At 66.0% G+C, this 26,743-nt stretch carries 23 protein-coding genes; 12 read left to right on the top strand and 11 right to left on the bottom strand.

What is annotated here, in order from left to right; genetic code table 11:
* Positions 1 to 16: 16 nt before the first annotated feature.
* The 3 genes from AC5RUF_RS08025 to AC5RUF_RS08015 are packed head-to-tail and all read left to right on the top strand — an operon-like array spanning position 17 to position 4,351.
* Positions 17 to 2,557 (top strand): DEAD/DEAH box helicase, encoded by a 2,541-nt coding sequence (locus AC5RUF_RS08025; RefSeq protein ID WP_494130220.1) that lies wholly within the window; start codon positions 17 to 19, stop codon positions 2,555 to 2,557.
* Between the two features lie 10 nt (positions 2,558 to 2,567).
* Positions 2,568 to 3,038, top strand: coding sequence for a GNAT family N-acetyltransferase (locus AC5RUF_RS08020; RefSeq protein WP_494130219.1), 471 nt, complete (start codon positions 2,568 to 2,570; stop codon positions 3,036 to 3,038).
* On the top strand, positions 3,035 to 4,351 hold the full coding sequence (locus tag AC5RUF_RS08015) for an alpha/beta fold hydrolase (protein ID WP_494130218.1): 1,317 nt from the start codon (positions 3,035 to 3,037) through the stop codon (positions 4,349 to 4,351). Before AC5RUF_RS08020 ends, AC5RUF_RS08015 begins: the two co-directional genes overlap by 4 nt.
* A 77-nt stretch (positions 4,352 to 4,428) precedes the next feature.
* Here the strand turns inward: AC5RUF_RS08015 and AC5RUF_RS08010 are convergent, their stop codons facing one another.
* The 4 genes from AC5RUF_RS08010 to coaE form a co-directional block, all read right to left on the bottom strand.
* A complete protein-coding gene (locus tag AC5RUF_RS08010) occupies positions 4,429 to 4,608 on the bottom strand; it encodes a hypothetical protein (protein WP_493996890.1) in 180 nt (59 codons plus the stop codon).
* A complete protein-coding gene (locus tag AC5RUF_RS08005) occupies positions 4,571 to 5,011 on the bottom strand; it encodes a hypothetical protein (RefSeq protein WP_494130217.1) in 441 nt (146 codons plus the stop codon). Before AC5RUF_RS08005 ends, AC5RUF_RS08010 begins: the two co-directional genes overlap by 38 nt.
* 94 nt (positions 5,012 to 5,105) lie before the next feature.
* A complete protein-coding gene (gene uvrB / locus AC5RUF_RS08000) occupies positions 5,106 to 7,184 on the bottom strand; it encodes an excinuclease ABC subunit UvrB (RefSeq protein WP_493996888.1) in 2,079 nt (692 codons plus the stop codon).
* Positions 7,185 to 7,243: 59 nt separating this feature from the next.
* Entirely contained in the window at positions 7,244 to 7,876 is a 633-nt protein-coding gene (gene coaE / locus AC5RUF_RS07995; protein WP_494130216.1) for a dephospho-CoA kinase, read from the bottom strand.
* 71 nt (positions 7,877 to 7,947) lie between these two features.
* Here coaE and AC5RUF_RS07990 point away from each other — a divergent pair, with 71 nt between their 5' ends.
* Together AC5RUF_RS07990 and AC5RUF_RS07985 are read left to right on the top strand one after the other, a co-directional pair.
* Entirely contained in the window at positions 7,948 to 8,622 is a 675-nt protein-coding gene (locus AC5RUF_RS07990; protein ID WP_494130215.1) for an IMPACT family protein, read from the top strand.
* The gene (locus AC5RUF_RS07985) at positions 8,619 to 9,785 is read left to right on the top strand and encodes a class I SAM-dependent methyltransferase (RefSeq protein WP_494130214.1); all 1,167 of its coding nucleotides are present in this window, start codon (positions 8,619 to 8,621) and stop codon (positions 9,783 to 9,785) included. Before AC5RUF_RS07990 ends, AC5RUF_RS07985 begins: the two co-directional genes overlap by 4 nt.
* A 41-nt stretch (positions 9,786 to 9,826) precedes the next feature.
* Here AC5RUF_RS07985 and AC5RUF_RS07980 read toward each other — a convergent pair whose 3' ends face one another.
* Entirely contained in the window at positions 9,827 to 10,069 is a 243-nt protein-coding gene (locus tag AC5RUF_RS07980; RefSeq protein WP_494130213.1) for a hypothetical protein, read from the bottom strand.
* An 818-nt stretch (positions 10,070 to 10,887) separates the two neighbouring features.
* On the opposite strand from AC5RUF_RS07980, the gene AC5RUF_RS07975 reads away from it, so the two are divergent.
* The 5 genes from AC5RUF_RS07975 to AC5RUF_RS07955 all read left to right on the top strand — a co-directional run bounded on the left by AC5RUF_RS07975 (position 10,888) and on the right by AC5RUF_RS07955 (position 16,702).
* The gene (locus AC5RUF_RS07975; RefSeq protein WP_493997047.1) at positions 10,888 to 12,201 is read left to right on the top strand and encodes an ABC transporter substrate-binding protein; all 1,314 of its coding nucleotides are present in this window, start codon (positions 10,888 to 10,890) and stop codon (positions 12,199 to 12,201) included.
* A 56-nt stretch (positions 12,202 to 12,257) separates the two neighbouring features.
* The gene (locus AC5RUF_RS07970; RefSeq protein ID WP_493997046.1) at positions 12,258 to 13,259 is read left to right on the top strand and encodes a carbohydrate ABC transporter permease; all 1,002 of its coding nucleotides are present in this window, start codon (positions 12,258 to 12,260) and stop codon (positions 13,257 to 13,259) included.
* Between the two features lie 77 nt (positions 13,260 to 13,336).
* Positions 13,337 to 14,176 (top strand): carbohydrate ABC transporter permease, encoded by an 840-nt coding sequence (locus AC5RUF_RS07965; RefSeq protein WP_493997050.1) that lies wholly within the window; start codon positions 13,337 to 13,339, stop codon positions 14,174 to 14,176.
* The gene (locus tag AC5RUF_RS07960) at positions 14,176 to 15,612 is read left to right on the top strand and encodes a GH1 family beta-glucosidase (protein WP_493997045.1); all 1,437 of its coding nucleotides are present in this window, start codon (positions 14,176 to 14,178) and stop codon (positions 15,610 to 15,612) included. Before AC5RUF_RS07965 ends, AC5RUF_RS07960 begins: the two co-directional genes overlap by 1 nt.
* Before the next feature lie 115 nt (positions 15,613 to 15,727).
* Positions 15,728 to 16,702 carry a LacI family DNA-binding transcriptional regulator gene (locus AC5RUF_RS07955; RefSeq protein WP_494130227.1) on the top strand — a complete coding sequence of 325 codons (975 nt, stop codon included), beginning with the start codon at positions 15,728 to 15,730 and terminating at the stop codon, positions 16,700 to 16,702.
* Between the two features lie 91 nt (positions 16,703 to 16,793).
* Here AC5RUF_RS07955 and rpsA read toward each other — a convergent pair whose 3' ends face one another.
* The 3 genes from rpsA to polA all read right to left on the bottom strand — a co-directional run bounded on the left by rpsA (position 16,794) and on the right by polA (position 22,785).
* Entirely contained in the window at positions 16,794 to 18,266 is a 1,473-nt protein-coding gene (rpsA, locus tag AC5RUF_RS07950) for a 30S ribosomal protein S1 (protein ID WP_227911299.1), read from the bottom strand.
* Positions 18,267 to 18,566: 300 nt separating this feature from the next.
* A complete protein-coding gene (locus tag AC5RUF_RS07945) occupies positions 18,567 to 19,883 on the bottom strand; it encodes a GNAT family N-acetyltransferase (RefSeq protein WP_494130212.1) in 1,317 nt (438 codons plus the stop codon).
* An 85-nt stretch (positions 19,884 to 19,968) separates the two neighbouring features.
* Positions 19,969 to 22,785, bottom strand: a complete 2,817-nt coding sequence (gene polA / locus AC5RUF_RS07940; protein ID WP_494130211.1) for a DNA polymerase I — start codon at positions 22,783 to 22,785, stop codon at positions 19,969 to 19,971.
* 19 nt (positions 22,786 to 22,804) lie between these two features.
* Here polA and AC5RUF_RS07935 point away from each other — a divergent pair, with 19 nt between their 5' ends.
* The gene (locus tag AC5RUF_RS07935; RefSeq protein ID WP_493997361.1) at positions 22,805 to 23,293 is read left to right on the top strand and encodes a PaaI family thioesterase; all 489 of its coding nucleotides are present in this window, start codon (positions 22,805 to 22,807) and stop codon (positions 23,291 to 23,293) included.
* Here the strand turns inward: AC5RUF_RS07935 and AC5RUF_RS07930 are convergent.
* On the bottom strand, positions 23,290 to 23,862 hold the full coding sequence (locus AC5RUF_RS07930) for a dihydrofolate reductase family protein (protein ID WP_493997362.1): 573 nt from the start codon (positions 23,860 to 23,862) through the stop codon (positions 23,290 to 23,292). The genes AC5RUF_RS07935 and AC5RUF_RS07930 overlap by 4 nt on opposite strands.
* A gap of 165 nt (positions 23,863 to 24,027) precedes the next feature.
* Here AC5RUF_RS07930 and AC5RUF_RS07925 point away from each other — a divergent pair, with 165 nt between their 5' ends.
* On the top strand, positions 24,028 to 25,101 hold the full coding sequence (locus AC5RUF_RS07925) for an alkene reductase (RefSeq protein ID WP_494130226.1): 1,074 nt from the start codon (positions 24,028 to 24,030) through the stop codon (positions 25,099 to 25,101).
* A 91-nt stretch (positions 25,102 to 25,192) separates the two neighbouring features.
* On the opposite strand, the gene AC5RUF_RS07920 is transcribed toward AC5RUF_RS07925, so the two are convergent.
* Both AC5RUF_RS07920 and AC5RUF_RS07915 read right to left on the bottom strand, forming a co-directional pair.
* Entirely contained in the window at positions 25,193 to 25,435 is a 243-nt protein-coding gene (locus AC5RUF_RS07920) for a hypothetical protein (protein ID WP_493996357.1), read from the bottom strand.
* Positions 25,432 to 26,739 (bottom strand): inorganic phosphate transporter, encoded by a 1,308-nt coding sequence (locus AC5RUF_RS07915; RefSeq protein ID WP_493996356.1) that lies wholly within the window; start codon positions 26,737 to 26,739, stop codon positions 25,432 to 25,434. Before AC5RUF_RS07915 ends, AC5RUF_RS07920 begins: the two co-directional genes overlap by 4 nt.
* Positions 26,740 to 26,743: the final 4 nt, after the last annotated feature.

The raw sequence follows: 26,743 nt of genomic DNA, 5'->3' as shown, positions 1-26,743 counted from the left end.
ATAGTCTGGTAAGGACATGAAACTTCTTGAGCAGCTGCCCTCCCCGGATTCCGCCACCCGCACCGTCGACCCAGACGAGACCTACACCTCCTTCCTGGAGTGGGTCGAGAGCCGGGGCATGTCGCTGTACCCGGCGCAGGACGAGGCCGTGATGGAACTGGTGACCGGGAACAACGTCATCCTTGCCACCCCCACCGGCTCCGGCAAGTCCATGGTGGCCATCGCCGCGCACTTCCACGCGATGGCCCACGATGAGCGCAGCTACTACACCGCCCCCATCAAGGCACTGGTGTCGGAGAAGTTCTTTGCCCTGTGCGAGATTTTCGGTGCGGAGAACGTCGGAATGGTCACCGGTGACTCCTCGGTGAACAAGGACGCCCCGATTATCTGCTGCACTGCGGAGATCCTGGCCAACATCGCCCTGCGGGAAGGCCCGGACGCGGACCTGGGCACCGTCATCATGGACGAGTTCCACTTCTACTCCGATCCGCAGCGCGGCTGGGCCTGGCAGGTTCCGCTGCTGGAACTGCCGCAGGCACAGTTCCTGCTGATGTCCGCCACCCTGGGCGACATGACCCGTATCGCCAACGAACTCAGTGAACTCACCAACCGGGACACTGTCACGGTCTCCTCCGTGCAGCGTCCGATCCCGCTGCACTACTACTACGTGGAGACCCCGGTGCAGGAGTCCCTCGAGGAACTGCTGGCTACCAAGCAGGTGCCGGTGTACGTAGTGCACTTCTCCCAGATCGAGGCTATTGACCGGGCCCAGGCGCTCATGAGCATCAACGTGTGCACCCGGGAGGAAAAAGACCGGATTGCCGAGCTGATCGCGGGATTCCGGTTTGCCCCCGGTTTCGGCAAGACCCTGAACCGGCTGGTGCGGCACGGGATCGGCGTGCACCACGCCGGCATGCTGCCCAAATACCGCCGCCTGGTGGAACAGCTGGCTCAGGCCGGCCTGCTGAAGGTCATCTGCGGCACCGACACCCTTGGCGTGGGCATCAACGTGCCCATCCGCACGGTGCTCATCACCGCGTTGTCCAAGTACGACGGCACCCGCACCCGGCCGCTGAAGGTCCGCGAGTTCCACCAGATTGCCGGCCGTGCAGGCCGGGCGGGGTATGACACCGCCGGCACCGTGGTGGTGCAGGCGCCGGAGCACGTCATCGAGAACGTCAAGGCCATGGCCAAGGCACAGGCCAAATTCGGCGACGACCAGAAGAAGCTGCGGCAGGTGGTGAAGAAGAAGCCGCAGGCCGGTTTTGTCTCCTGGGGCAAGCCGACCTTCGAGAAGCTGGTGGACGGCACCCCGGAGCCGCTGACCTCCAGCTTCAACATCACCCACTCCATGCTGCTGAACCTGCTCGAACGCCCGGGCGATCCCTTTGCGGCTGCCAAGCGCCTGCTGACCCACAACCATGAGACGCGGGCCTCGCAGCTGGCACTGATGAAAAAGGCCCTCAGCATTTACCGCGAGCTGAAGACCGCCGGCATTGTGGAGGTGCTGCCGAAGCCGGATGCCGACGGGCGAACGGTCCGGCTGAAGGTGCACCTGCAGCCCAACTTCGCCCTGAACCAGCCGCTGTCCCCCTTCGCCATGGCCTCCCTGGAGATCCTGGACCCGGACAGTCCTTCCTATGCGCTGGACGTGGTCTCCGTGATCGAATCGATCATGGAAAAGCCCCGGCAGGTCCTGTCCGCCCAGGAGAAAAAGGCCCGCGGCGAAGCGGTTGCGGCCATGAAGTCCCAGGGCATCGAGTACGACGAGCGCATGGCCCTGCTCGAGGAGGTCACCTACCCGCAGCCGCTGGCCGAACTCCTGGAGCAGTCCTTCGAGGTCTACCGCTCCGGTGCGCCGTGGCTGGGCGAGTTCGAGCTCAGCCCCAAGTCCGTGGTCCGGGACATGTACGAGCGGGCCATGAGCTTCGGCGAGTACGTGCAGTTCTACTCGCTGGCCCGCTCCGAGGGCGTGCTGCTGCGCTACCTTTCGGACACGTACAAGGCCCTGCTGCACACCGTCCCGCCGGAACGGCTGCGCGAGGACCTCGAGGACATCATCGAATGGCTGGGCGAAATGGTCCGCCAGACCGACTCGTCGCTGCTGGATGAATGGGAGGAACTGACCTCCGGAGTCAACCCGGACGCTACCGACGAACCCGTCCTTCCGCCGGTCCCGGACCGCCTCACCGCCAATATCCGGGCTTTCCGGGTCATGGTGCGCAACGAGATGTTTGCCCGCGTCAGGCTCTTCGCGGACGAGGACGATGCAGCGCTCGGAGAGCTCGACGGCGACGCCGGCTGGGACGCGGACCGCTGGGCAGACGTGCTGGATGCCTACTTCGAGGAGCACGACGACATCGACGACGGTCCCGCGGGCCGCGGACCGGACCTGCTCATCATCAAGGAGGTTCCCGGCAAGTGGGAGGTGCGGCAGATCTTCAAGGACCCCGCCGGCCACCTGGACTGGGGGATCTCCGCAGAGGTGGACCTCGCGGCGTCGGACGAGGCCGGCAGTCCCGTCATCAAGGTGATACACGCCGGGCGGCTGGATTAGGCTGGACCGCATGCAGATCCGTCCCGCGCGCAGAGAAGATGTCCCCGTCATCCTGGAGCTGATCCACGACCTGGCGATCTATGAAAAAGAGCCGCACGCCGTGAAGAACACGGTCGAGGCCCTGGAGCGGAACCTCTTCGGGGAGCATCCGGCCATCTTCGCCCACGTGGCCGTGGAGCAGGGCACGGTGCAGGGCTTCGCCCTGTGGTTCCTGAACTACTCCACCTGGGAAGGCGTGCACGGCATCTACCTGGAGGACCTATACGTCCGCCCGGAGGCCCGTGCCAAAGGCATCGGCAAGGCCCTGCTGCGCACCTTGGCTCAGATCGCCGTGGAGCGCGGCTACGCCCGGGTGGAATGGTGCGTGCTGAACTGGAACGATCCCTCGATCCGTTTCTACAAGTCCCTGGGCGCGGAACCGCTGGACGACTGGACCACGTTCCGGCTGACCGGCGACGCACTCGGGTCCTTCGGCGCATGAGCACGCCCGTCCCCCATACCGCCTCCCGTCCCTACCGGGTGCGGGGCATGAACGTCACCGACCACCGCTTCACCGTGCCGCTGGACCATGCCGCGCCGGAGGGGGAAACCCTCACGGTCTTCGCGCGCGAGTATTCCGATGCCTCCCTTTCCCCGGCCCGTGTCCGCGACCTGCCCTGGCTGCTTTACCTGCAGGGCGGCCCCGGCGGCAAGGGCAACCGGCTGCTGCAGTTCGGCGGCTGGACCAAGGCGGCCTCTCGGCACTTCCGCATCCTGATGCTGGACCAGCGGGGCACCGGGCTGTCCACCCCGGCCGACCGGAAAACCCTTCCCCTGCGCGGCAACGCCGCCGCCCAGGCGCAGTACCTGAGCCATTTCCGCGCCGACTCCATCGTGGCCGACGCGGAGCTGATCCGGCGGACGCTGGGGTCCGGCCCATGGAGCACCTACGGGCAGAGCTACGGCGGGTTCTGCACCCTGACCTACCTCTCCCTCGCGCCCGAAGGGCTGAAGGAGAGCCTCATCACCGGCGGCCTCGCCCCGCTGACCGGCCCCGCGGACCGGGTATACCAGGCGACCTTCCGCCGGGTTGCTGCCCGCAACGCCGAATACTTTGCCCGGTACCCCGAAGACCGGGAAACCACGACCAGGATCGCCCGGCACCTGAAAGACGTCCCCGAGTACCTGCCCTCGGGGGAACGCCTGAGTGTGCAGCGTTTCCAGATGGCCGGGTCCTATCTGGGCGGCAATACCCGCGTGGACGGGCTGCACCATCTGCTGCAGGAAGCGTTCGTGCCCACGCCGGACGGCGACCGGCTGTCGGATGCCTTCCTGGAGCAGGTGCACGGGTTGGTCAGCCGGGCGGCGAATCCGCTCTACGCGGTGATGCACGAGTCGATTTACGGCCAGGGGCAGGCCACGGACTGGGCCGCATGGCGGGTGCTGCAGGATTTCCCGGAGTTCGAGCCGACGGCGGAGGAACCGCTGTTCACCGGTGAAATGGTGTACCCGTGGTACTTCGACGAGGACCCGGCGCTGGTTCCGCTGAAGGAAACCGCCGAACTGCTGGCCCGGAAATCCGACTGGAGTCCGCTGTATGACACGGATCGGCTGGCGGGGAACACTGTGCCCGTGGCAGCGGCCGTCTACTCCAACGACATATACGTGGACCGGGACCTGTCCCTGGAAACAGCCGCCGCCGTGAACGGACTGCAGGTTTGGGAAAGCGCCGACTTCCACCATGACGGCATTGCCGACGACGGCGAGGCCATCTTCAACCGCCTGCTGGACATGGTCCGGCGCGCCGACGGGTAAATCTGGAGAGAAAGGCAGGTCCCCGGTGCGCCGGCGACCTGCCTTTCCCTGTAAAACCACCCGTTGCCTTGCGGCCGCTACAGCGGACGGTCAGCGAGCTTGCGGACCCATTCCGGAGTGGGCTTGCCCAGCTTGCGGTCGGTGGTGAGCCGGAGCCGTGCGGCCCGGATCTGCACCCGTTCGCGGTCCCGGTCCCGGTCAGCCTGATCGGCAGCCGCCTTACCTCCGCGTGCCAGCGGCAGTGCTGCTGTTGTCATCGTCAGCCTCCTCCGTTCCGGGTGCGCTTGTGATGTTTTCATTCTGGCCCATATCACCGGCCGAGTCCACTATCGCGGTCAGCGGGCGGGCCCACGCAATGCTGATGATAGCCGCTTCCTCGGTTCCGGCAAGGTCGCTCTGGGCCAGCAGGTCCAGGACACCCAACCCGGTTTCCTGCCGCCGGGGATCGTCCGACAGGGAAGCCTCGATAGCCCACTGTGCGCGGGCCCACCACTCCGAACGTTGATCTGCCTTGCGGCGCTGCTCCAGCGTTTTCCAGCCGATGAGAAAGGTCAGGGCGCCGGCCAGCAGGACCGCCAAGGGACCCAGCGCCGCGACGATTTCCCACCAGGAAGTGGTCTCCGGGAGCGCCGGCGGAACCGGCGGGGACGTTGACTGCATACCCCCACCGTAGCCCCGGTGTCCGACATTTCGCCGCTCACCGGACCCCCAACGGCCCCGGCGCGGCACGCCAGGGCTGTTGCCCGCTGTCCGCCTAGGCGTGCCCGGCTGACTGCATCTGGCGCAGTTCCTTCTTCAGGTCCCCCACCTCGTCGCGCAGCCGGGCGGCCAGCTCGAACTGCAGTTCGGCTGCGGCCGCATGCATCTGCTCGGTCATGGAAGCGATCAGCCCGGTCAGGTCCTCGGCCGGCGCGGCCGCCAGGCCGTCCTTGCGCACGGTCTTGCCCTTGCCCTTGGACTTCTTCTTTGCCGCTTCTTCCAGCAGGGCCTTGGTGTCGGCGTCCTCGCGGGCCAGCTGGTCCGTGATGTCCGCGATCCGCTTGCGCAGCGGCTGCGGGTCCACGCCGTGTTCCTTGTTGTAGGCAATCTGGATATCCCGGCGGCGGTTCGTTTCATCGATGGCCTGCGCCATGGAGTCGGTGATCCGGTCCGCGTACATATGCACCTCGCCGGACACGTTGCGGGCGGCACGGCCGATGGTCTGGATCAGCGACGTGGAGGAACGCAGGAAGCCTTCCTTGTCCGCGTCCAGGATGCTCACCAGGGACACTTCGGGCAGGTCCAGGCCCTCACGCAGCAGGTTGATACCCACCAGCACGTCGAAGGTACCCATCCGCAGCTCGCGCAGCAGTTCGACGCGGCGCAGGGTATCGACGTCGGAGTGCAGGTACTCCACCTTCACCCCGTGCTCCAGCAGGTAGCCGGTGAGGTCCTCCGCCATGCGCTTCGTCAGCGTGGTGACCAGGACGCGCTCGTCCCGCTCGGTGCGGGTGCGGATCTCCCCCAGCAGGTCATCGATCTGGCCCTTGCTGGGCTTGACCACCACCTGCGGATCCACCAGGCCGGTGGGACGGATGATCTGCTCCACGAACCCGTCCGCCTTGGACAGCTCGTACTTGCCCGGGGTGGCGGACATGTACACGGTCTGGCCGATGCGCTCGAGGAATTCGTCCCACTTCAGCGGACGGTTGTCCATGGCGGAGGGCAGCCGGAAGCCGTGGTCCACCAGGGTCCGCTTGCGGGACATGTCGCCCTCGTACATGGCGCCGATCTGCGGGATGGTGACGTGGGATTCATCCACCACGAGCAGGAAATCGTCGGGGAAGTAGTCCAGCAGGCAGTGCGGAGCGGTACCGGGACCGCGGCCGTCAATGTGCCGGGAATAGTTCTCGATGCCGTTGCAGAAGCCCATCTGCTGCATCATTTCCAGGTCATAGGTGGTCCGCATGCGCAGCCGCTGCGCCTCCACCAGCTTGTTCTGCGATTCGAGTTCCTTCAGCCGCACCTGCAGCTCGTCCTCGATGTGGCGGATGGCGCGCTGCATCCGGTCCTCGCCGGCCACATAGTGCGACGCCGGGAAGACATACATTTCCTCCTCTTCGCGGATCACGTCGCCGGTGAGCGGATGCAGGGTGTAGATGTTCTCCACCTCGTCGCCGAAGAACTCGATCCGCAGCGCCGTTTCCTCATACATCGGGATGATCTCCACGGTGTCCCCGCGTACCCGGAAGGTGCCGCGGTGGAAGTCCATGTCATTGCGGACGTACTGCATGGACACGAATTTCCTCAGCAGGTCGTCGCGGTTCATCTGCTGGCCGCGCCGGAGGGTGACCATGCCCTCGATGTACTCTTCGGGCGTGCCCAAACCGTAGATGCAGGACACCGTGGCCACCACGATGACGTCGCGCCGGGTCAGCAGCGCGTTGGTGGCCGAGTGCCGCAGCCGTTCCACTTCCTCGTTGATCGAGGAGTCCTTTTCAATAAAGGTGTCCGTCTGCGGAACGTACGCTTCGGGCTGGTAGTAGTCGTAGTAGGAGACGAAGTACTCCACCGCGTTGTTGGGCAGCAGTTCCCGGAATTCGTTGGCCAGCTGCGCGGCCAGGGTCTTGTTCTGCACCATCACCAGCGTGGGGCGCTGGACCTGCTCCACCAGCCAGGCGGCCGTGGCGCTTTTGCCGGTGCCCGTGGCACCCAGCAGGACCACGTCCTTTTCACCGGCGTTGATCCGTTCGGCCAGTTCCTTGATGGCGGTGGGCTGGTCGCCGGCGGGCTTATATTCACTGACTACCTCAAAGGGCGCCACAACTCTCTTGATGTCCTGCGCAAGACTCATGCCTACAAAACTACTCCGCCCTGCGGACAGCCGCTGTCCGCTTTGCTACGGGCTGAACCTCAGGCTCCGGACGGGCGGCTTTCCCCGTGCGCGGCCCGGTTCAGGGGTACCAGCCGGGTGTTCCAGAGCCGCCGGACCGCGGCCACCAGCTCCTCCGGGCTTCCTGTGTTGTGCAGGACGGCGTCCGCTGCCGCGGCCCGCTCTTCGGGTGTGGCCTGGGCCGCTATCCGTGCCCGCGCGGCGTCGGGCTCCATTCCCCGCAGCTGCACCATCCGGTCCAGGCGGACGTCTTCGGGGGCCTCGACCACCAGCACAAAATCGAAGCTGGCCGCCTGCCCGGTTTCCACCAGGAGCGGGATGTCCTGCACCAGGATCGCATCCCGGGGCGCTTCGGCGGCCAACTGCGCAGCCCGGGCACGCACCAGCGGATGGATGATCCCGTTGAGGCGGATGCGGCGGTCCTCGTCGCCGAACACCACGGACGCCAGCTTGGGCCGGTCCAGGCTGCCGTCGGCGGCGAGGATATCCGGGCCGAACGCCTCCACGACGGCGGCCAGGCCCTCGGAACCGGGGGCGACGACCTCGCGGGCGAGGGCATCGGCGTCGATCAGCACGGCGCCGCAGTCGACGAGAGTGCGGGCCACCAGCGATTTTCCGGCGGCGATGCCGCCCGTGAGTCCTACCTTGAGCATGGTCCCCAGCCTACCGCCGCCTTCTGACCGCGGACGCCGGGCGGTACCGGTGCGCCCACTAGACTGGAGGGGTGAGTGACATCGACGCGGCGGCCGGGCGCTACACCACCATCGCCGGGGAGCACCGCACCGAGCTGGAGATCAAACGCTCACGCTTTATCACCGTGCTCCGGCGTACCGGTACCGAGGAGGAAGCCCGGAGCCTGCTCGCCGGGCTGCGCCGGGAATTCCATGACGCCCGGCACCACTGCAGCGCCTTTGTGCTGGGTCCGGCCCGGGAAGTGCAGCGCTCCAACGACGACGGCGAACCCTCCGGGACCGCCGGCCTGCCCATGCTGGAGGCGCTCACGAAACGGGAGACCTTCGACGGCGCAACCGACCTGAGCGACATCACCGCGGTGACGGTGCGGTACTTCGGCGGCATCCTGCTGGGTGCGGGCGGGCTGGTACGCGCATATTCCGAGTCGGTGTCCTCCGCATTGGACACGGCTCCCCTGCTGCGGCGCCGCCGGATGCGGCTGTATGCCGTGCCGGCCGGCCATGCCGATGCCGGACGGATCGAAAACGAACTCCGCAGCGCCGGCTTCACCGTCACCGGTACCGACTACGGCCCCGCCGGCGCCAGCATAGGGGTGGCCCTACCGGATGTCCCGGGCAGCGGCGATGGATTCCGGGACCGGCTGGCAGCGGTGACCGCAGGGGGCAGCACCCCCGAACCCCTGGCTACAGAATGGATCGACCTGTGACGCAGTACCCCCGCCTCGAGGATTCGGGATTCTCCTTCGAGAACCTGAGCCGCCGGCCGGACGTTGAAGCGGACAACCTGCAGGCCCACGATGCAGCCGACCGGCTGCTGCTGGACACGGCGGCTGAACAGCTGCAGGCGGGCTCCGGCGGCGTCGTCGTCATCGGGGACGCCTACGGTGCCCTGACGCTGGGGGCGGCGGCGCTGTACGGGGCGCGCGACATCCGCGTCCACCAGGACCCCCTTTCCGGAGAACTGGCCCTGCACCGTAACGCCGACGCTGCCGGACTTGCCGGGACCTACCGCTCGATGGCGCTGGGACCGGATCTGCTGGCCGGCGCCCGCACCGTGCTGCTGCGCCTCCCCCGGTCCCTGGACGCGCTGGAGGAGGTCACCGCACTGATTGCGGCCCATGCAGGCCCGGACGTGAGGGTGTTCGCCGGCGGGCGGGTCAAGCACATGACCAAGGCAATGAACGACGTGCTCGGACGCTGGTTCGGTTCCGTCACTGCCGGACTGGCCCGGCAGAAGTCGCGGGTCCTCACCGCCGCGGACCCGCTGGCCGCAGCCCAGCAGCCGGCAAACCGGTTCCCGCTGGCCCAACGGCACGACGTCGGCCTGCCCGCTCCCCTGGAACTGCGGGCCTTCGGTGCGGCGTTTGCCGGGGCGTCGCTGGATATCGGCACGCGGTTCCTGCTCCCGAATCTTGCCGGTGCCCGGGACGCTCAACATGCCATCGATCTCGGATGCGGTACCGGGCCCATTGCCGCGTATCTCGCGCTGACCCGTCCGGCCCTGCAGGTCACCGCCACCGACCAGTCTGCGTCCGCAGTGGCATCGGCATCCATGACCATGGCGGCCAACGGCGTAGCGGACCGGGTGGAGGTACGCCGGGACGATGCCCTTGCCGGCCTCCCGAACGCATCCACGCAGCTGATTGTCCTGAATCCGCCATTCCATATTGGTGCCAGCGTGCATGCCGGCATTGCCCTGAAGCTCTTTGCGGACGCGGGACGGGTCCTGGAGCCAGGCGGGGAACTGTGGACGGTATGGAACAGCCATCTGGCCTACAAGCCCGCCCTGAACCGGCTGGTGGGGCTGACGCGCGAGGTGGCACGGAACCCGAAGTTTACGGTAACTGTCAGCACGAGGCGCCCCGCCTGAACTGCCCTGGCCGGATCCCTGCGGGTTGGCGAGGGAACCGGTCAGCTGAACAAGGAACCGGTCATGGGGAAGGCCATTTCCGGGCCCAGCCACAGGAGGAAAACCAACAGCCATCCGGCGATGAACACCGTGAACCAGGAGAGGGACGCTGTTGGATGTTTGTGAAGTACGCCGTAACCGGCCCACGCGATAATCAGCGCGACAAGGGGCCCGGGAAATAGCAGGACGAGGATCAGCACGTACTTCTCGTACACGCCGGGCGGATAGGAGGTGCCCTGCGACATCCCCAGGTTGATAAAAAGAACGAAGGCAACAAGCGTGCTGTAGCACCCTAGTACGAAGGTGGCCACGGACCCGCCGACCAGCACCGGCTTTTCCGCCCTTGACCGCGGTGGCTTGCCCCCGGCTGCGTAGTCCGGCGGTGGCTGAGGAGGACCGTACCAGCCCTGCTGCTGCGGGAACTGACCCGGCTCCGCGAACGGACCTGGCTGCGCGAACGGACCCCGGCTGCGGATACTGCTGCGCCGGCCGTGGATACTGCGCCGGCGTTTGCGGACCCAGGGACGTGTTCTGCGCCGGTCCCTGTGCTGGATAAAGGCCCTGCGCTGGATTCAAGCCCTGCGGCGGGTACGGCTGTGGCTGTCCTGCCCCCTGCACGGGCTGAGACTGCTGCCCGGGTAGTTGATGGTCCGGCATGATTCCCCCTGATCGGCCTCGGTGGCCACAGACTACCGCAAGCGGGGCGGCTGCCGGGGGAACCCGGGGGTACCGGCAAGCTGGACTCCCCCGGCGCACGATGCCCGGACCGGACCGTGAGTGAGAGAGCGCTCTCTTGACAGTGCTGCAAGTCACACCTAGGCTCTCACGAAGACCAGAGAGCGCTCTCTCACCGGTCCATGAAGGCGGGTCTGATGCCAGGATGGCTTCAGGCTCCACCTCACCAGATTCCAACGCACCAGATTCCAACGCACCGGGTTCCACCGAACCAGGTTCCAATGCACCAGACGTTCCACCGCATGTTCCACCCCGACGGATCAGCCCGGCTCAGCTCAAGGCACGGTCCACGCATCCCCCCGTTTGACCCACACACAAAGGAGTGACCGTGAAGAACTTTAAGAACCGGGCAGGAGCAGTGGCCGGCGCCGCCGTGCTGGCCCTTCTCGCCGCAGGTTGCGGCGGCGGCGACAGCCAGGCGGGAACCGCGGAGGATCCCCTGGAAATCTCCATCACCACATTCGGCACCTTCGGCTACGACGATCTCTACGCGGAATACGAAGAAGCCAACCCCGGCATCAAGATCCGTGCCAACAACATTGACCGCGGCGCCAATGCCCAGACCGACCTCTTCACCAAACTGGCCGCAGGCTCCGGCGTCAGCGACGTCGTGGCCATTGAGGAAGGCTGGCTCGGTGCCGTGATGGAGGTGTCCGACGAGTTCGTGGACCTGAACGACTACGGCGCCGAGGACATCAAGGACAACTGGGTCGACTGGAAATACCAGCAGGGCACGGATGCCGACGGCCGCGTGATCGGCTACGGCACGGACATCGGTCCGCAGGGGCTTTGCTACAACGGGAAACTGTTTGAGGCAGCGGGCCTGCCCAGCGACCGGGAGGCCGTAGCCGAGCTCTTCGGCGGCGACGACGCCACTTGGGACCGCTACTTCGAGCTCGGAAACCAGTACTTCGAGAAGACCGGACTTCCCTGGTACGACCAGTCCGGCTTTGTCTGGAACTCCATGGTGAACCAGATGGAAGAGGGGTACTACACCAAGGACGGCGAACTGAACATCGAAGACAACGCCGCCATGAAGGAACAGTTCATGCAGCTTGCTGCCGGAACGGAAGCCGGGCTTTCCGCCAACGAAAAGAAGTGGGACTGGGGCAAGGGGCGTTCCTTCACTGACGGTTCCTTCGCCACCTTCGTTTGCCCGGGCTGGATGCTGGGTACCATTCAGGAGCAGCTCGAATCCGCCGGCAGCGGCGAGGATTCCGGCTGGGATTTCGCAGATGTCTTCCCGGGCGGTGCCTCGAACTGGGGCGGCGCCTTCCTGTCAGTCTCGCAGGAGTCCGAACACAAGGAAGAAGCGGCAAAACTGGCCGCCTGGCTCACGGCACCGGAGCAGCAGGTCAAGCAGTCCGCAGCGGCCAACAACTTCCCCAGCACCCTGGACGCCCAGAAGCAGCTGGCTGAAGACGCCACTCCCAACCCGGTGTTCAACGACGCCCCCACCGGAGCAATCCTGGCCTCCCGCGCTGAAGGCGTGAAGGCGCAGTTCAAGGGCCCGGACGACTCGGTCATCCAGGAGAAGGTCTTCGGAGCTGCCCTGACACAGCTTGATGCAGGCAGCATGGACGGCGAAGGCGCCTGGAACGAGGCAATCAAACTCCTTAACGAGCAGGTCGTGGAAGACTAGCTCCCCGTTGGGGCCTCCGGGAGACCGGAGGCCCCCGCATGGACTGTGAGAATCAAATGACCGCAACCCTCAAGCCGCCCGCGTCCGCAGCGCCGGTGACCAAACCGCGACCGTCTTTCCGGCAGCGTTTGAATGTCTGGGATTTCAAAGCATCCCCCTATCTCTACATTTCCCCTTTCTTCATCCTTTTCGCGCTCGTGGGCCTGTTCCCGCTGGTCTACACGTTCTACGTGTCCCTTTATGACTGGCACCTGCTGAAAGGCCAGGGAGAGTTCGTCGGCCTGGGCAACTTCGCCAACGTCCTGGCTGACCGCTTCTTCTGGAATTCGCTCTTCAACACCATGAGCATCTTCCTGCTTTCGGCGATCCCGCAGCTGGCCGGAGCGCTGCTGATTGCCGCCGTGCTGGACCAGAACATCCGCGCCAGGACCTTCTGGCGGATGAGTGTCCTGGTCCCCTACGTGGTGACGCCGGTCGCCGTGGCCCTGATCTTCACGAACATGTTCGGTGAGGAGTACGGACTCATCAACAGCGTCCTGGGCAACTTCGGGATCGACCCCATCATGTGGCGGACCGAGACCTTCCCGAGCCACGTGGCCGTAGCGAGCATGGTCAACTGGCGGTGGACCGGCTACAACGCGCTGATCCTCCTGGCTGCCATGCAGTCGGTGCCGCGCGAAATCTACGAGTCGGCAGCCCTCGATGGCGCCGGTGCGGTCCGCCGGTTCTTCAGCATCACCCTCCCGAGCATCCGGCCCACCATGATCTTCGTGGTGATCACCTCCACCATCGGCGGCCTGCAGATCTTCACGGAACCCCGGCTCCTGGATCCGACGGACGCCGGCGGCGCCCAGCGGCAGTTCCAGACCACGGTCCTCTATCTCTGGGAAATGGGTTTCCAGCGCAAGGACTTCGGCGAGGCATCGGCCATCGCCTGGCTGCTGTTCCTGCTGATTATTGTCATCGGAGTCATCAACCTGGCCCTGTCCAGGCGGATAGCCTCCTCGGACGGCAAACGGTCCCGCGGCCGCGCCGCCGTGAAAGGGATGAAAAAGTGAGTGTCATCGAGCGCAAGGGCAAGCCGGGCCGCATCGCAGTCCCGGCCCGGCAGGGGCCGGCCCGACGCGGCCCGGGCCTGCGGAACCGCGTCTTCGGAAACGGGCTGCGCCCCGGTTTCCTGACCTACGGGCTGCTGCTGGCCTTCTTCCTGGGATCCGCCTATCCCTTGTGGTGGTCCGCAGTGGTAGGCAGCCGGTCCAACGAAGCCGTCGGGCTGACGTATCCGCCGCTGCTGCCGGGCGGCAACTTCTGGACGAACGCTGCTGAGGTGCTGGACACCATTCCGTTCTGGACCGCGTTGTGGAACAGCATCCTGATCTCGAGCATCATTACCGTCTCCGTCGTCATCTTCTCCACCCTCGCCGGCTACGCCTTCGCCAAGCTGCGGTTCCGCGGCAACGGCGCGTTGATGATCGCCGTCGTGGCCACCATGGCCATCCCCACCCAGCTGGGCATCATTCCGCTCTTCATGGTGATGCGGGAATTCGGGTGGACCGGTGAAATCGGCGCCGTCATTGTTCCCACCCTGGTCACGGCCTTCGGCGTGTTCTTTATGCGGCAGTACCTGGTGGACGTGATCCCCGACGAACTCATCGAATCGGCCCGCATGGACGGCGCCAACATGATCCGGACCTTCTGGCATGTGGCGCTGCCCGCGGCCAGGCCGGCCATGGCCATCCTGAGCCTGTTCACCTTTATGTCCGCCTGGACGGACTTTCTATGGCCGATGCTGGTCCTCGACGCCGGTAATCCGACCCTCCAAACGGCACTCAGCCAGCTTCAGTCGTCCCGCTACGTGGACTACGCCGTTGTCCTGGCCGGTGCCGTGCTGGCCACCATTCCCCTGCTCATCCTCTTTGTGCTGGCAGGAAAACAACTTATATCCGGAATCATGCAGGGAGCAGTGAAGGGCTAATGACGAACAACACCCCCGAGTGGAACAACTTCCCGGCCGGATTCATCTGGGGATCGGCCACCGCGGCTGCCCAGGTGGAAGGTGCAGCGCACCAGGACGGGAAGGAAGACTCCGTCTGGGACGCATTTGCCGCAACGCCCGGCAACGTCAGGAACGGCGATACACCCGCCGTCGCCGTGGACCATTACCACCGGATGCCGCAGGACGTGGCCCTGATGAAGGATCTCGGGCTGGACTCCTACCGGTTCTCCACCAGCTGGGCACGGGTGCGTCCCGGCGGACGCAGCGTCAACCGGCAGGGGCTGGATTTCTATTCGCGCCTGGTGGATGAACTGCTCGAGGCCGGAATCCTGCCGTGGCTCACCCTCTACCACTGGGACCTCCCGCAGGCGCTGGAAGAAAGCGGCGGATGGACCAACCGGGACACCGCCTACCGTTTTGTTGAATATGCCCGGGACGTCTACGCGGAGTTGGGTGACAGGGTGGCGCACTGGACCACGTTCAACGAGCCCTTCTGCTCCTCGCTGCTGGGCTACGGATCCGGAGCACATGCACCCGGCAGGCAGGATCCGCGCGCCGCGGTGGCCGCGGTGCACCACCAACACCTTGCCCACGGCATGGCGGCTGCCGAGCTGCGCAGCCTGGGCGCCGAGCAGGTGGGCATCACCCTGAACCTCAGCAATTCGATACCCCGCGACCCGGCGGATCCGGTTGACCGGGAAGCAGCCCGGTTGTTCGACTCGCTGCAGAACCGGATCTTCCTGGACCCGATTCTCCGCGGCGCCTATCCCGAGGATTCACTCCGGGATCTGGAGCCCTTCGGGCTGCATGAGCTCATCCTTCCCGGCGACATGCAGATCATCGGGGCGCCCATCGATTTCCTGGGCGTCAACCACTACCACGACGACCAGATCAGCGGGCATCCCGACACCAGCGGGTCGGACGGACACGGCGGGGGTGCCGGCCGCCCCACGGCCTCACCCTGGATCGGTGCGGAGCACATCACGTTCCCCAGCCGGGGCCTGCCACGGACGGGAATGGACTGGGAGGTTAACCCGGACGGGCTGCGCCACCTGCTGGTGCGGCTGGGCGAGGAGTATCCGCAGCTGCCGCCGCTCTACATCACGGAGAACGGTGCGGCCTACGACGACGAGGTCAGCGGCGACGGCAGTGTCCACGACCCCGAACGGACGCAGTTCATCCTGGACCATATCCGGGCCGTGGGCGAAGCCATGGCAGCGGGAGCCGATGTCCGGGGCTACTTCGTGTGGTCGCTGCTGGATAACTTCGAATGGTCCTGGGGTTACAGCAAGCGCTTTGGCATTGTCTACGTGGACTACGAAACGCAGGTACGGACGGTAAAGGACAGCGGCCAGGCGTACAGCCGCCTGATCGCTTCCGGCCGAAGCGCCACAGCGGCAGCTTCAACGGTGTGATCTCCCGTAAGCTGGGCAGCAGCCGGCCGGTCCGGTTGCACACAACGGGGAAAGAAACACGGAGAGCACAGTGAACACCGATTCCGGCCAGGTCCGCCCGGCCCCGACCCTGGAAATGGTCGCGGCCCTGGCCGGGGTTTCCCGCGCCACTGTCTCGCGGGTGGTGAACGGATCACCGTCCGTCGACCCGCGCCTGGTGAGTGCGGTCCAGCGGGCCGTGAGCTCCCTCAACTACGTACCCAACCGTGCCGCCCGCACTCTGGCGAGCAGGCGCACGTACACAGTGACACTGCTGGTCCCGGAATCCACGTCGAAGGTATTCGCGGACCCGTTCTTCGCCGCCGTCGTCGAAGGCGTGGCCCGGTACCTGAACACCACCGAGTACATGCTGAACATGGTGACGTCCTCGGAATCGAACCCGGACAAAACCCGCCGGTACCTGCTGGGCGGTAACGTGGACGGCGTTCTGGTGGTCTCCCACCACACCGGCGACCACTCCTGGACGCACCTGAACGGGTCCCTGCCGCTTGTTTTTGCCGGGCGTCCCCTGACGGACTCCGCCGAAGCCTACTTCGTGGAAGTGGACAACGAGGAAGGCGCCGTTGCCGCCACCAACCGCCTGGTTGCCGGCGGCAGGCACCACATTGCCACCATCGCTGGACCGCAGGACATGCACCCCGGCGTGGACCGGCTCGCCGGTTGGCGCAAAGCGGTGCGCCAGGCGGGCCTCAGCGACGCACTGGTCGAGACCGGCGACTTCACTGTTGCCTCCGGCGCCGTCGCCATGCGGCGGCTGCTGGAGCGCGGGCGGCCGTTGGACGGAGTGTTCGCGGCCAATGACCAAATGGCTGCCGGGGCCTACTCGGTACTCAAGGAGCGCGGACTGCGGATTCCCGACGACGTCGCCGTCGTCGGCTTCGACGACGACTACTACGCCACGAGCGTCACCCCGGCCCTGACGACTATCCACCACCCGATCCCGCTGCTGGGCGAGAAGATGGCCGAGGTGCTGGTGGACCTGATCGAAGGCCGTCCTGCGGAGCGGATCACCCGCCTGCCCACCTCCCTTGTGGTCCGCGGATCGGCCTAGCCGGCACACGCAAAAGCGGGTCCCCACCAAGGTGGGGACCCGCTTTTGTCAGTTACGCGGTCCGGTTACCGAACCGTGGAACCGGAGGGAATTAGTTTCCCGTGAGCTTCTCGCGCAGTGCAGCCAGTGCTTCGTCGGAAGCCAGCGTGCCGGCACCCGTCTCGGCAACGGCCGGCTCGGAGGAGTAGCTGGTGGTGCCGGAATCGTGGGATTCCGATGCAGCAGCGATGTCCTCGGAGTTGTGCTGGGCGACCTGCTTCTTGTGGGCTTCCCAACGGGCCTGGGCGTCAGCGTACTGCTGCTCCCAAGCGGCACGCTGGGTCTCGTAGCCTTCGAGCCATTCGTTGGACTCGGGGTCGAAGCCCTCCGGGTACTTGTAGTTGCCGGCTTCGTCGTACTCTGCGGCCATGCCGTACAGAGCCGGATCGAACTCGGTGCCCTCGGGATCGACGCCCTCGTTGGCCTGCTTGAGGGACAGCGAGATACGGCGACGCTCGAGGTCGATGTCGATGACCTTGACGAACAGTTCATCTCCAACGGAGACAACCTGCTCTGCCAGCTCCACGTGGCGCACGGCCAGTTCGGAGATGTGGACCAGGCCTTCGATGCCGTCTTCGACGCGGACGAACGCACCGAACGGAACCAGCTTGGTGACCTTACCCGGAACAACCTGGCCGAGGGCGTGGGTGCGGGCGAAGGTCTGCCACGGATCTTCCTGCGTAGCCTTCAGCGACAGGGAGACACGCTCGCGGTCGAGGTCAACTTCCAGAACCTCAACGGTGACTTCCTGGCCAACTTCAACAACCTCGGAGGGGTGGTCGATGTGCTTCCAGGACAGCTCGGAGACGTGAACCAGACCATCGACGCCGCCCAGGTCCACGAAGGCACCGAAGTTGACGATGGAGGAAACAACGCCCGGACGAACCTGGCCCTTTTCCAGCTTGTTGAGGAACGTGGAGCGAACCTCGGACTGGGTCTGCTCGAGCCATGCACGGCGGGACAGGACCACGTTGTTGCGGTTCTTGTCCAGCTCGATGATCTTGGCTTCGATCTGCTGGCCGATGTACGGAGCCAGGTCGCGGACACGACGCATCTCCACGAGGGATGCAGGCAGGAAGCCGCGCAGCCCGATGTCGAGGATAAGACCACCCTTGACAACCTCGATGACGGTACCGGTAACGACGCCGTCTTCTTCCTTGACCTTCTCGATGTCGCCCCAGGCGCGCTCGTACTGTGCGCGCTTCTTGGACAGGATCAGACGGCCTTCTTTGTCTTCCTTGGTGAGCACCAGGGCTTCGACCTGATCGCCAACGGAGACAACGTCTCCGGGATCAACGTCATGCTTGATGGAAAGCTCGCGGGAAGGAATGACACCCTCGGTCTTGTAACCGATGTCGAGCAGGACCTCGTCGCGGTCGACCTTGACAACGGTACCTTCGACGAGATCGCCGTCGTTGAAGTACTTGATCGTTGCGTCAATCGCGGCGAGGAAGTCCTCGGCAGTACCGATGTCGTTGATGGCGACCTGCGGGGTACCGGACTTCTCGTTGGTGGTGATGGTCATGTAGTTGGGACTCCGATGTGGAAGTTGTTATGTATTCCGGACTGGCTTCCGCTTAACCCGCAACAGGCCCAGGGGCCCGCCGCAAGCAAGATACTTGCCCAAGTGCAGGCCCTAGGCACCAAAATGCCTCTGACACACAGCTTGTTTGTCCGGAGATGGACAGGATGGGTAATAACTTGCGCTATTACGCGCCCGATCAGTCTAGCCGGACCCGTCAACGCAGGTCAAAGGGGGCCGGCCCGGCCGGACCGCGAAACCACTCGGTTTTGGTCCGGACCGCGGTAAACCGACGGCGGGTGGCTAGAAATGCGTGCTGCAATAGGGCGCCGGTCCTGCCGTGAACAGTGAGTCCAGCAGGGACAGGGCCTCATCCGAAGCCCTCACTCCCCCGGCGGCTGCCAGGGTCCGCCCGCTGACGGCGCCCAGGTACAGGGAACCCAGGGCCGCTGCGTCGAGCTCCGCCCGGGGGACGTCCGCGTGTCCGGGTTCCGCCGCGCGGACTTGTCCGACCCCGCCGCGCACCTCCAGCAGCCAGGTTCCGGCGGCCAGCCCCAGGGGATCCGCCACTTCCAGCAGGACGCTCCCGTCCCCGAAATACCCGCGTGCCTCCAGGGCTGCCCGGGGATCCAGGATGCGGAGCCAGAGGACGTCCTCAACGTCCTTAACCTTGTACCGCCGCCGGTCTGCCAGCATCCAGGGCAGCGGATCCTCTACAGGGGCTTCGTTGAAGGTCAGCCGCTCCACCAGATCAATCGAGCCGAGGTAGCGCCACAATTCGCGGTAGGCTTCGTCGCTCGCCGCTACCAGGTCCGTGACGCGCACCGTGTGCGGTTCCGTCCGCCAGCCCAAGGACTTGTAGGCCGCATATCCGTCCGGCATGCCCTGGTCGTTGTAGCGGATGACACCGCGCAGAGCTTTGTCCGGCCGGCTGCTTTCCTCACCCCAGGCTCCGGAGGCACGCAGGGCATACGAATGCTGCCGTCCCAGTGCACCGAAGGTCCGGTCCAGGTGGCCCGAGAAGATCTCGGGTGCCAGGGACTGCAGTTTGCCGCTGTCGGCCACGGCAACCGTTCCCTCCGGCGGTGCGCTGAACTCCAGGCCGCCCCGGATATCCAGTTCGACACCGGCCGTGGAGCTGGCGGCACCGAAACCGAACCTCCCGTAGATGGTCGCTTCGGAGGCGGTGAGTGCCGCCAAGGCCATCCCGCCCTGTTTGGCGGCGGCCAGGTCCGAGGTAATCATCCGCCGCAGGATCCCCCTGCGCCGGTGGGTGGGCCGCACGGTGACCATGGTGATCAGATGCGCGGGCAGCAGCTCGGTGCCGCCGACGTTGAGCCGGTTGACCATGGATGCGTACGTAGCCACCGGCACGGCCGGATCCGACGCGTACTCCGGTGCTTCGTCGTCGTAGATCGCGGTGAGGGTACGCCCGTCCCGAAGGTACGCGTCCACCATTGCCGGCAGGTGCAGCGGATCGGCCCGTTCCTCATGGAAGCCCAGCTTAACGGCCTCGAACCAGTTCAGGGTCCGGGAATCCACGGCGTCGGGCCGGGCCGGGTCCAATCCGGGCGGAAACGACACCATCCGCAGTCCGTCCGCCGTTCCGACCGTCCCCATGCTTCCCCTTTGGTTGTGCCCTTTTTGGTTGCGCCCAGCCCTGCCCTGCTGCCCTGCCCGAGCGCCCGACGGCCCGATACTCCGCCTAGTGGCCGGCTTCGTGCCAGCTGACGCCCTGGCCCACCGAGACATCCAGCGGCACGGACAGATCCGCGGCCGAGCCCATCTGCGCCCGCACCAGCTTCTCCACCGCGTCCCGCTCGCCCGGGGCCACTTCGAGCACCAGTTCATCATGGACCTGCAGCAGCATCCGGGATTTCAGGCCCTGCGCCTTCAGTTCGGCGTCCACGCCCAGCATCGCCTTTTTGATGATGTCTGCAGCGGACCCCTGGATGGGCGCGTTCAGGGCGGCCCGCTCAGCCATTTCGCGCAGCTGCCGGTTGTCGCTGGACAGGTCCGGCAGGTACCGTCGGCGGCCCTCGATGGTGGAGGTGAAGCCGTCCTTGCGGGCCTGCTCGACGACGCCGCGCAGATAGTCGCGGACGGCGCCGAAGCGTTCGAAGTAGTCCCGGATCAGGGTCCGTGCTTCGTCCACCGGAATGGCCAGCTGCTTGGACAGGCCGAAGGAGCTCAACCCGTAGACCAGCCCGTAGGACATGGCCTTGACCTTGGAGCGCATGGCACTGGTGACTTCTTCGGGAGCCACGTTGAACACATGGGAGCCGACGAACCGGTGCAGGTCCTCGCCTGCCTGGAAAGCGGAAATCAGCCCTTCGTCGCCCGAGAGGTGCGCCATGATGCGCATTTCGATCTGCGAATAGTCTGCGGTGAGCAGCTCGTCGTAGCCCTCACCCACCACGAAGACTTCCCGGATGCGGCGTCCCTCCTCGGAACGGATCGGAATGTTCTGCAGGTTCGGGTTGACCGAGGAGAGCCGTCCCGTGGCCGCGACCGTCTGGGCGTACGTGGTGTGGATGCGGCCGTCGTCGGCCACCGCCTTGCGCAGCCCTTCCACGGTGGAGCGCAGCTTGGACGCGTCGCGGAAGGCCAGCAGCTGCTCCAGGAAGGGATGGCCGGTCTTGACGATCAGGTCGGTCAGCGCGTCCGCGTCGGTGGAGTAGCCCGTCTTGATCTTCTTGGTTTTCGGCAGTCCGAGTTCATCAAAGAGCACCGCCTGCAGCTGCTTCGGGGACCCGAGGTTGATTTCCTTGCCGATGATCCGGAAGGCTTCCTCGCTGGCGTGGGTGATCGTGGCGCTGAAGTCATCCAGCAGCCGGTCCAGCTTTTCGGAGCTGACGGCGATGCCGGCCAGTTCCATTTCGGCCAGCACCTCGGACAGGGGCAGTTCCAGGCCGCCCAGCAGCTGGTGCGCGCCGCGTTCGACCAGCTGGCCGGCAAAGTGCTCGCTCAGACGCAGTGCGGCGAATGCCTTGGACACGGCCGGAGTAGCGGCGTCTTCATCGCCCAGGGAGAGTTCCAACTGGTTGCTGGCTGCTGCAGCGGGAACAATGTTCATCCGCAGGTGGTACTGGGCGAGGTCCGCCAGCTCATAGCTGCGGCGGTCGGGCTGGATCAGGTAACCGGAGATGGCGGTGTCATCCACCTCCCCGGCCAGGTGCAGTCCGCGGGCGGCCAGGGCCTTGTAGGCCTCCTTGAAGTCGTGGACCACCTTAGGGGCGTCCAGGTCCGCCAGCCAGCCGGCCAGGACCTGCTCGGCCTCGGCGTCGAGTTCCGTGAGCGGAACGTAGGCAGCCGAGGCATCCGTGACCAGGGCGACGCCGGTGACGTCACGCGAGGCTGCGGCCCCTTCAGTCACCAGCTGGACCGCGGTCCGGGCCTGGTTCGTGGCGCGCAGCCAATCCCGGAGTGCGGCGGCGTCGGTGATGATGCTGTGTGCCGGGGCGGCCACTTCTGCGTGCGCGGTTCCGGCACCCTCTTCCTCGCCATAGACGTCAAAGAGCCGTTTGCGCAGGGCGTTGAACTGCAGGGCGTCGAAGAGTTCCTCCACGGCTTCCCGGTCCGGGCGCTGCGCTGCCATGGCGTCCAGGTCCACCGGCAGGTCCAGGTCCGTCAGCAGCCGGTTCAGCCGCCGGTTGCGCTTGACGTCCTCGATGTTCGCGCGCAGGGAGTCCCCCACCTTGCCCTTGATGGCGTCCAGGTTTTCCAGGATTCCCTCGAGGCCGCCGTACAGTCCGATCCACTTGGCGGCGGTCTTGGGTCCGACGCCCGGAACGCCGGGCAGGTTGTCGGCACTCTCGCCCACCAGGGCGGCGAGGTCGGAGTACTTGTCCGGCGGCACCAGGTATTTGGCTTCCACTGCGGCAGCATCCATGCGCGGCAGGTCGGAGACACCCTTCTTGGGGTAGAACACGGTGACGCGGTCGTTCACCAGCTGGAACGCGTCGCGGTCCCCGGAGACCACCATGACGTCCCAGTTCAGCGCGGAGGCCTTGGCGGCCAGCGTGGCCAAAATGTCGTCTGCTTCGTAGCCGTCCATCGAAAGCGTGGGAATGCGCATGGCTTCCATGACCTTGATGATCAGGTCCACCTGGCCGTGGAATTCCTCGGGGGTCTTGTTCCGCCCGCCCTTGTACTCCGAATACTCCTCGGAACGGAACGTGGGGGTGTCCAGGTCGAAGGCCACTGCCACATGGGTGGGCTTCTCCTCCTTGATCAGATTGATCAGCATGGAGGTGAAACCGTATACGGCATTGGTGTGCTGGCCGGTGTCGGTGGAGAAGTTTTCCGCCGGCAGGGCGTAAAAGGCCCGGAACGCCATTGAGTGACCGTCGATCACCAGGAGCCGGTTGTGTCCCCCGGCATTTACGGTGCCGAGCGAAACGGCTGCGGCGGCCGGAGCCCCGGTGCCGGTTATGCCGTTGTTGGCGCTGCCCTCTTCCGCAGTGCTGCTTTTTCCGCTGTCTTGAAGGGGGGTGCCGGCCAGTTTGGTAGTTTCACTCACAGATGCAAGCCTAGTTGCCATGAGCGAGATTTTCACGCCGGGCCCAGGCGGCCCCGAGGCCGACACCAACCCATACACGCAGGAACTCCTGGACGCCGGCGTCCCGGTCCAGATGCACAGTTGGCTGGCCTCGCACGGCGTCGGCCGGCTGGTTGTCAAGATGGGCATCAGGTTCCTCGAGATGACCCCGGAACGCCTGGTCGCCACCATGCCCGTGGAGGGCAACGAACAGGTGGCCGGGATCCTGCACGGCGGTGCGCACCTGGTCCTGGCCGAGACGCTTGGCTCCTTTGGGGCGGGCATGCATGCCGGACCGGGCCGGCACGCCGTCGGCATTGAGATCGGTGCCACGCACCACCGTTCGGTGTCCTCGGGATTGGTCACCGGCACCGCCACCGCCCTGCACCTGGGCAATACCCTGACCACCCACGAAGTGGTGATGACGGATGACCAGGGACGGCGGCTGTCCACCGCCCGGATCACCAACATGATCCGCGAGTCCCGCTAGGCATCCGTCCGGAAGGAGTAGTGCAGGCGGAGGCTGCCGTCCGCGGCGGGCTCGGAGCTAACCAGCTGCGCCTGCCGTAACTCCGCGCCCGGCAGCAGGGACTGTCCCCGGCCCAGCAGCATCGGATGCAGGGTCAGATGCAGGTCATCCAGCAGGCCCTCCTGCAGGTACTGGCCGGCAAGGCCGGTGCCGCGAAGCCACACGTCGGACCCGTTGGCGGAGTCGGCGATGTCGGGCGCGAACTCCGTGACGGGACCGCGGACGAACATCACATCCGCCCCCTCCATGCCCGGAAACTCGTGGTGGGTGTACACCCAGACGGGCGCCTGCGGGCAGTCCCAGGCCGACGGTCCGTGTTCCTCGACCTGCCGGGTCAACCGGGCATAGGTGCCTGCGCCCATCACCACCGCACCCACCGCCGACGGCACCTCCGTCCCGGCGGGCCGGCGGGTGGAAAAGGGATCCAGTCCCGCGGCAAGGATCTCTGCGGAGCTGAATCCTGCCGGGTTGAAGCCGGCGGCATCGAAGCCGTCCAGGGAGGCCGACGCATAGTAGACAGTCCGGACCATTCGGCAATGCTAGCCAGCGCAGGCAGCCCTTGGAAGACGGGGCCGGTGGAATAGGGCGGGCCGGATCCCGGTTGCCGCTTATGAACCAAACCTGCCGCTGCCGCCGTCCCCGGACGCTGCACCGGCGCCCTAGAGGAAGAGTCACCCTTGAACCTGTTCTCCCCCATGACTGCCGGCAGCCTTGAGCTGTCCAACCGACTCGTGATGGCCCCGCTGACCCGCCAGCGTGCCGGCCGGGACGGGGTCCCCGGCCCCATGATGGCCGAGCACTACAGCCAGCGCGCGTCGCTGGGCCTGATTGTCAGCGAAGGCACCTATCCCAGCCGTGAAGGCCAGGGATTTCCCGGGCAGCCCGGCCTGGTTGACCCCGAGCAGCTGGACGGCTGGCGCACGGTCACGGACGCGGTGCACGACGCGGGCGGCCGCATTGTCGCGCAGGTGATGCACGCCGGGCGCGTGAGCCACACGAATACCACCGGCGGGCTGGAACTGGTCGCCCCCAGCGCCATTGCGGTGGACGGGCTCTCCCACACCTACGACGGCAAGCAGGCCTACCCGGTTCCGCGCGCACTGGAAACGGAGGAGCTGGCCGGCGTCATTGCCGACTTCGTACGCGGCTCCCGTGCCGCCGTGGACGCAGGGTTTGACGGCGTCGAGCTGCACGGGGCCAACGGCTACCTGCTGCATGAATTCCTCTCCCCGGAATCCAACCGGCGCACGGACGGCTACGGCGGAAGCCCGGAGAACCGTGCCCGCTTCGTCATTGAAAGCGTGCGTGCCGTAGCGGCCGAAATCGGAGCCGACCGCGTTGGCCTGCGGCTCTCCCCGGAGCACAACGTGCAGGGAGCACTGGAGACTGATCCGGCCGATGTCCTGGCCACCTATGGAGCCCTCACGGATGCCATTGCGCCGCTGGGACTTGCCTACCTCAGCCTCCTGCACCGGGATCCTGCCGGGGACCTGGTCCAGGCCCTGCGCAGCCGTTTCGGCGGTCCGGTGTTCCTCAACTCCGGTTTCGGCGTCATCACCACCCGTGAGGAGGCCCTGGCCATGGTGCAAGACGGACTGGCGGACGCCGTCGTGGTCGGCCGGCCGGCCATCGCCAACCCGGACCTGGTGCGCCGCTGGCAGGAGGGGCTGCCCCTGAACACCCCGGACGTCACCACGTTCTACTCCTTCGGTCCCGAGGGATACACGGATTACCCGTTCTACGCCGGGGAGCCCGCCGCCCGGAACTAGTCCGGATCCGCCTGCCGGCGGCACGCGGAAACCGAAGAAGGCCCGCAGGATCAGTGATCCTGCGGGCCTTCTTCGCCGGTCTGCGCCCTGGCTAACCGTGCAGTGCCGGGACAATCAGGTAGATGCCGTACAGCACTGCCACGGCACTGAGGCCGAAGCAGGTGAACGCGCCGGCTTTCGCCAGCGCCGCGCGGTTGCCCGGAACGGACGCGGTTTCCTCATCCTGGGACACGGCGTACAGCCGCACCCCGAAGGAATAGATGCCGACCACGGTCAGCGCGGCTACCAGGGTGACGCCGAAGACCACGAGGTAGTCCAGCCAGTGGATGTTCATTTGGAGCCTGCCTTGACCTTGCCGGTGTTCTTACCGGAGTTCTTGCCGTTCTTGTTCTTGCCGCCCTTGGAGCTGTTCCTGCCCTTGGCGGCGGGCTTGGCGGATTTTCCGCCCTTGTTCTTGTTCTTGCCCTTGCCGCGGCGCTTCTTGATCTGCACCACTTCGCCGGCGTTTTCGATGCCGCTCACGGCGTTGTCGTGGGTGACCTTGTCCCGGCGGGACCAGAGGAAGATACCGAGGATGATCAGTGTGCCGGCGACGGCGTCAATCACCACGCCCGCCATCCCCAGGGTGGCGATAGCTGCGGTAATGGCACCCATGGCGGCTGCAGCCGGCAAGGTGAGGAGCCAGCCGCTGGCGACGCGGCCGGCCGTTCCCCAGCGGACCACGGCGCCCTTGCGGCCCAGGCCCGAACCGATAACCGAACCGGAGGCGACCTGCGTGGTGGACAGGGCGAAGCCCAGATGGGAGGACGCCAGGATGGCGGCAGCGGTGCTGGTTTCCGCGGCGAATCCCTGGGCGGGCTTGACCTCAGTCAGGCCCGATCCCATGGTGCGGATGATGCGCCAGCCGCCGGCGTAGGTGCCGGCGGCAATGGCCACGGCACACGCTGCGACTACCCAGAACTGCGGGCCGGTGCCGTGCGTCTGCAGGCCGCCTGCCACCAGCACCAGGGTGATGACGCCCATGGTCTTCTGCGCATCATTGGTACCGTGGGCCAGGGCCACCAGGGACGAGGAGAAGATCTGGGCGTAGCGGAAGCCGCCGCGCTTGCGGGGCAGCTTCTCCCCCGAGTCCGGGTCGTGCCGGCGGGTGATCCGGTAGGCGAGCTTGGTGGCCAGGTAGGCCACCAGCCCGGCGATGGCCGGAGCGATCAGGGCCGGCAGCACCACCTTGGATACCAGCACCGAGAAGTCCACGGAGCCAAAACCGGCACCGACCACCGCGGCGCCGATGAGGCCGCCGAACAGGGCGTGGGAGGAGCTGCTGGGAAGGCCCTTGAGCCAGGTGATCAGGTTCCAGACCACGGCGCCCATCAGGCCGGCAAAGATCATCACGGGGGTGATCTGGATTCCGCCGTCACCCTCGCGGATGAGGCCGTGGGAGATGGTTTTGGCTACTTCGGTGGAGAGGAAAGCGCCCACGAGGTTGAGCACGGCCGCCAGTGCCACGGCGGTTTTCGGTTTGATGGCGCCGGTGGCGATGGGCGTTGCCATCGCATTGGCGGTGTCGTGAAAACCGTTGGTGAAGTCGAAAAATAAGGCCAGCGCGATCACCAGCGCGACCATGAGGGTGAGATCCACCGCA

The organism is Arthrobacter sp. Y3224198 (assembly GCF_059090025.1).
This window is presented reverse-complemented; position numbering and strand designations above follow the sequence as displayed.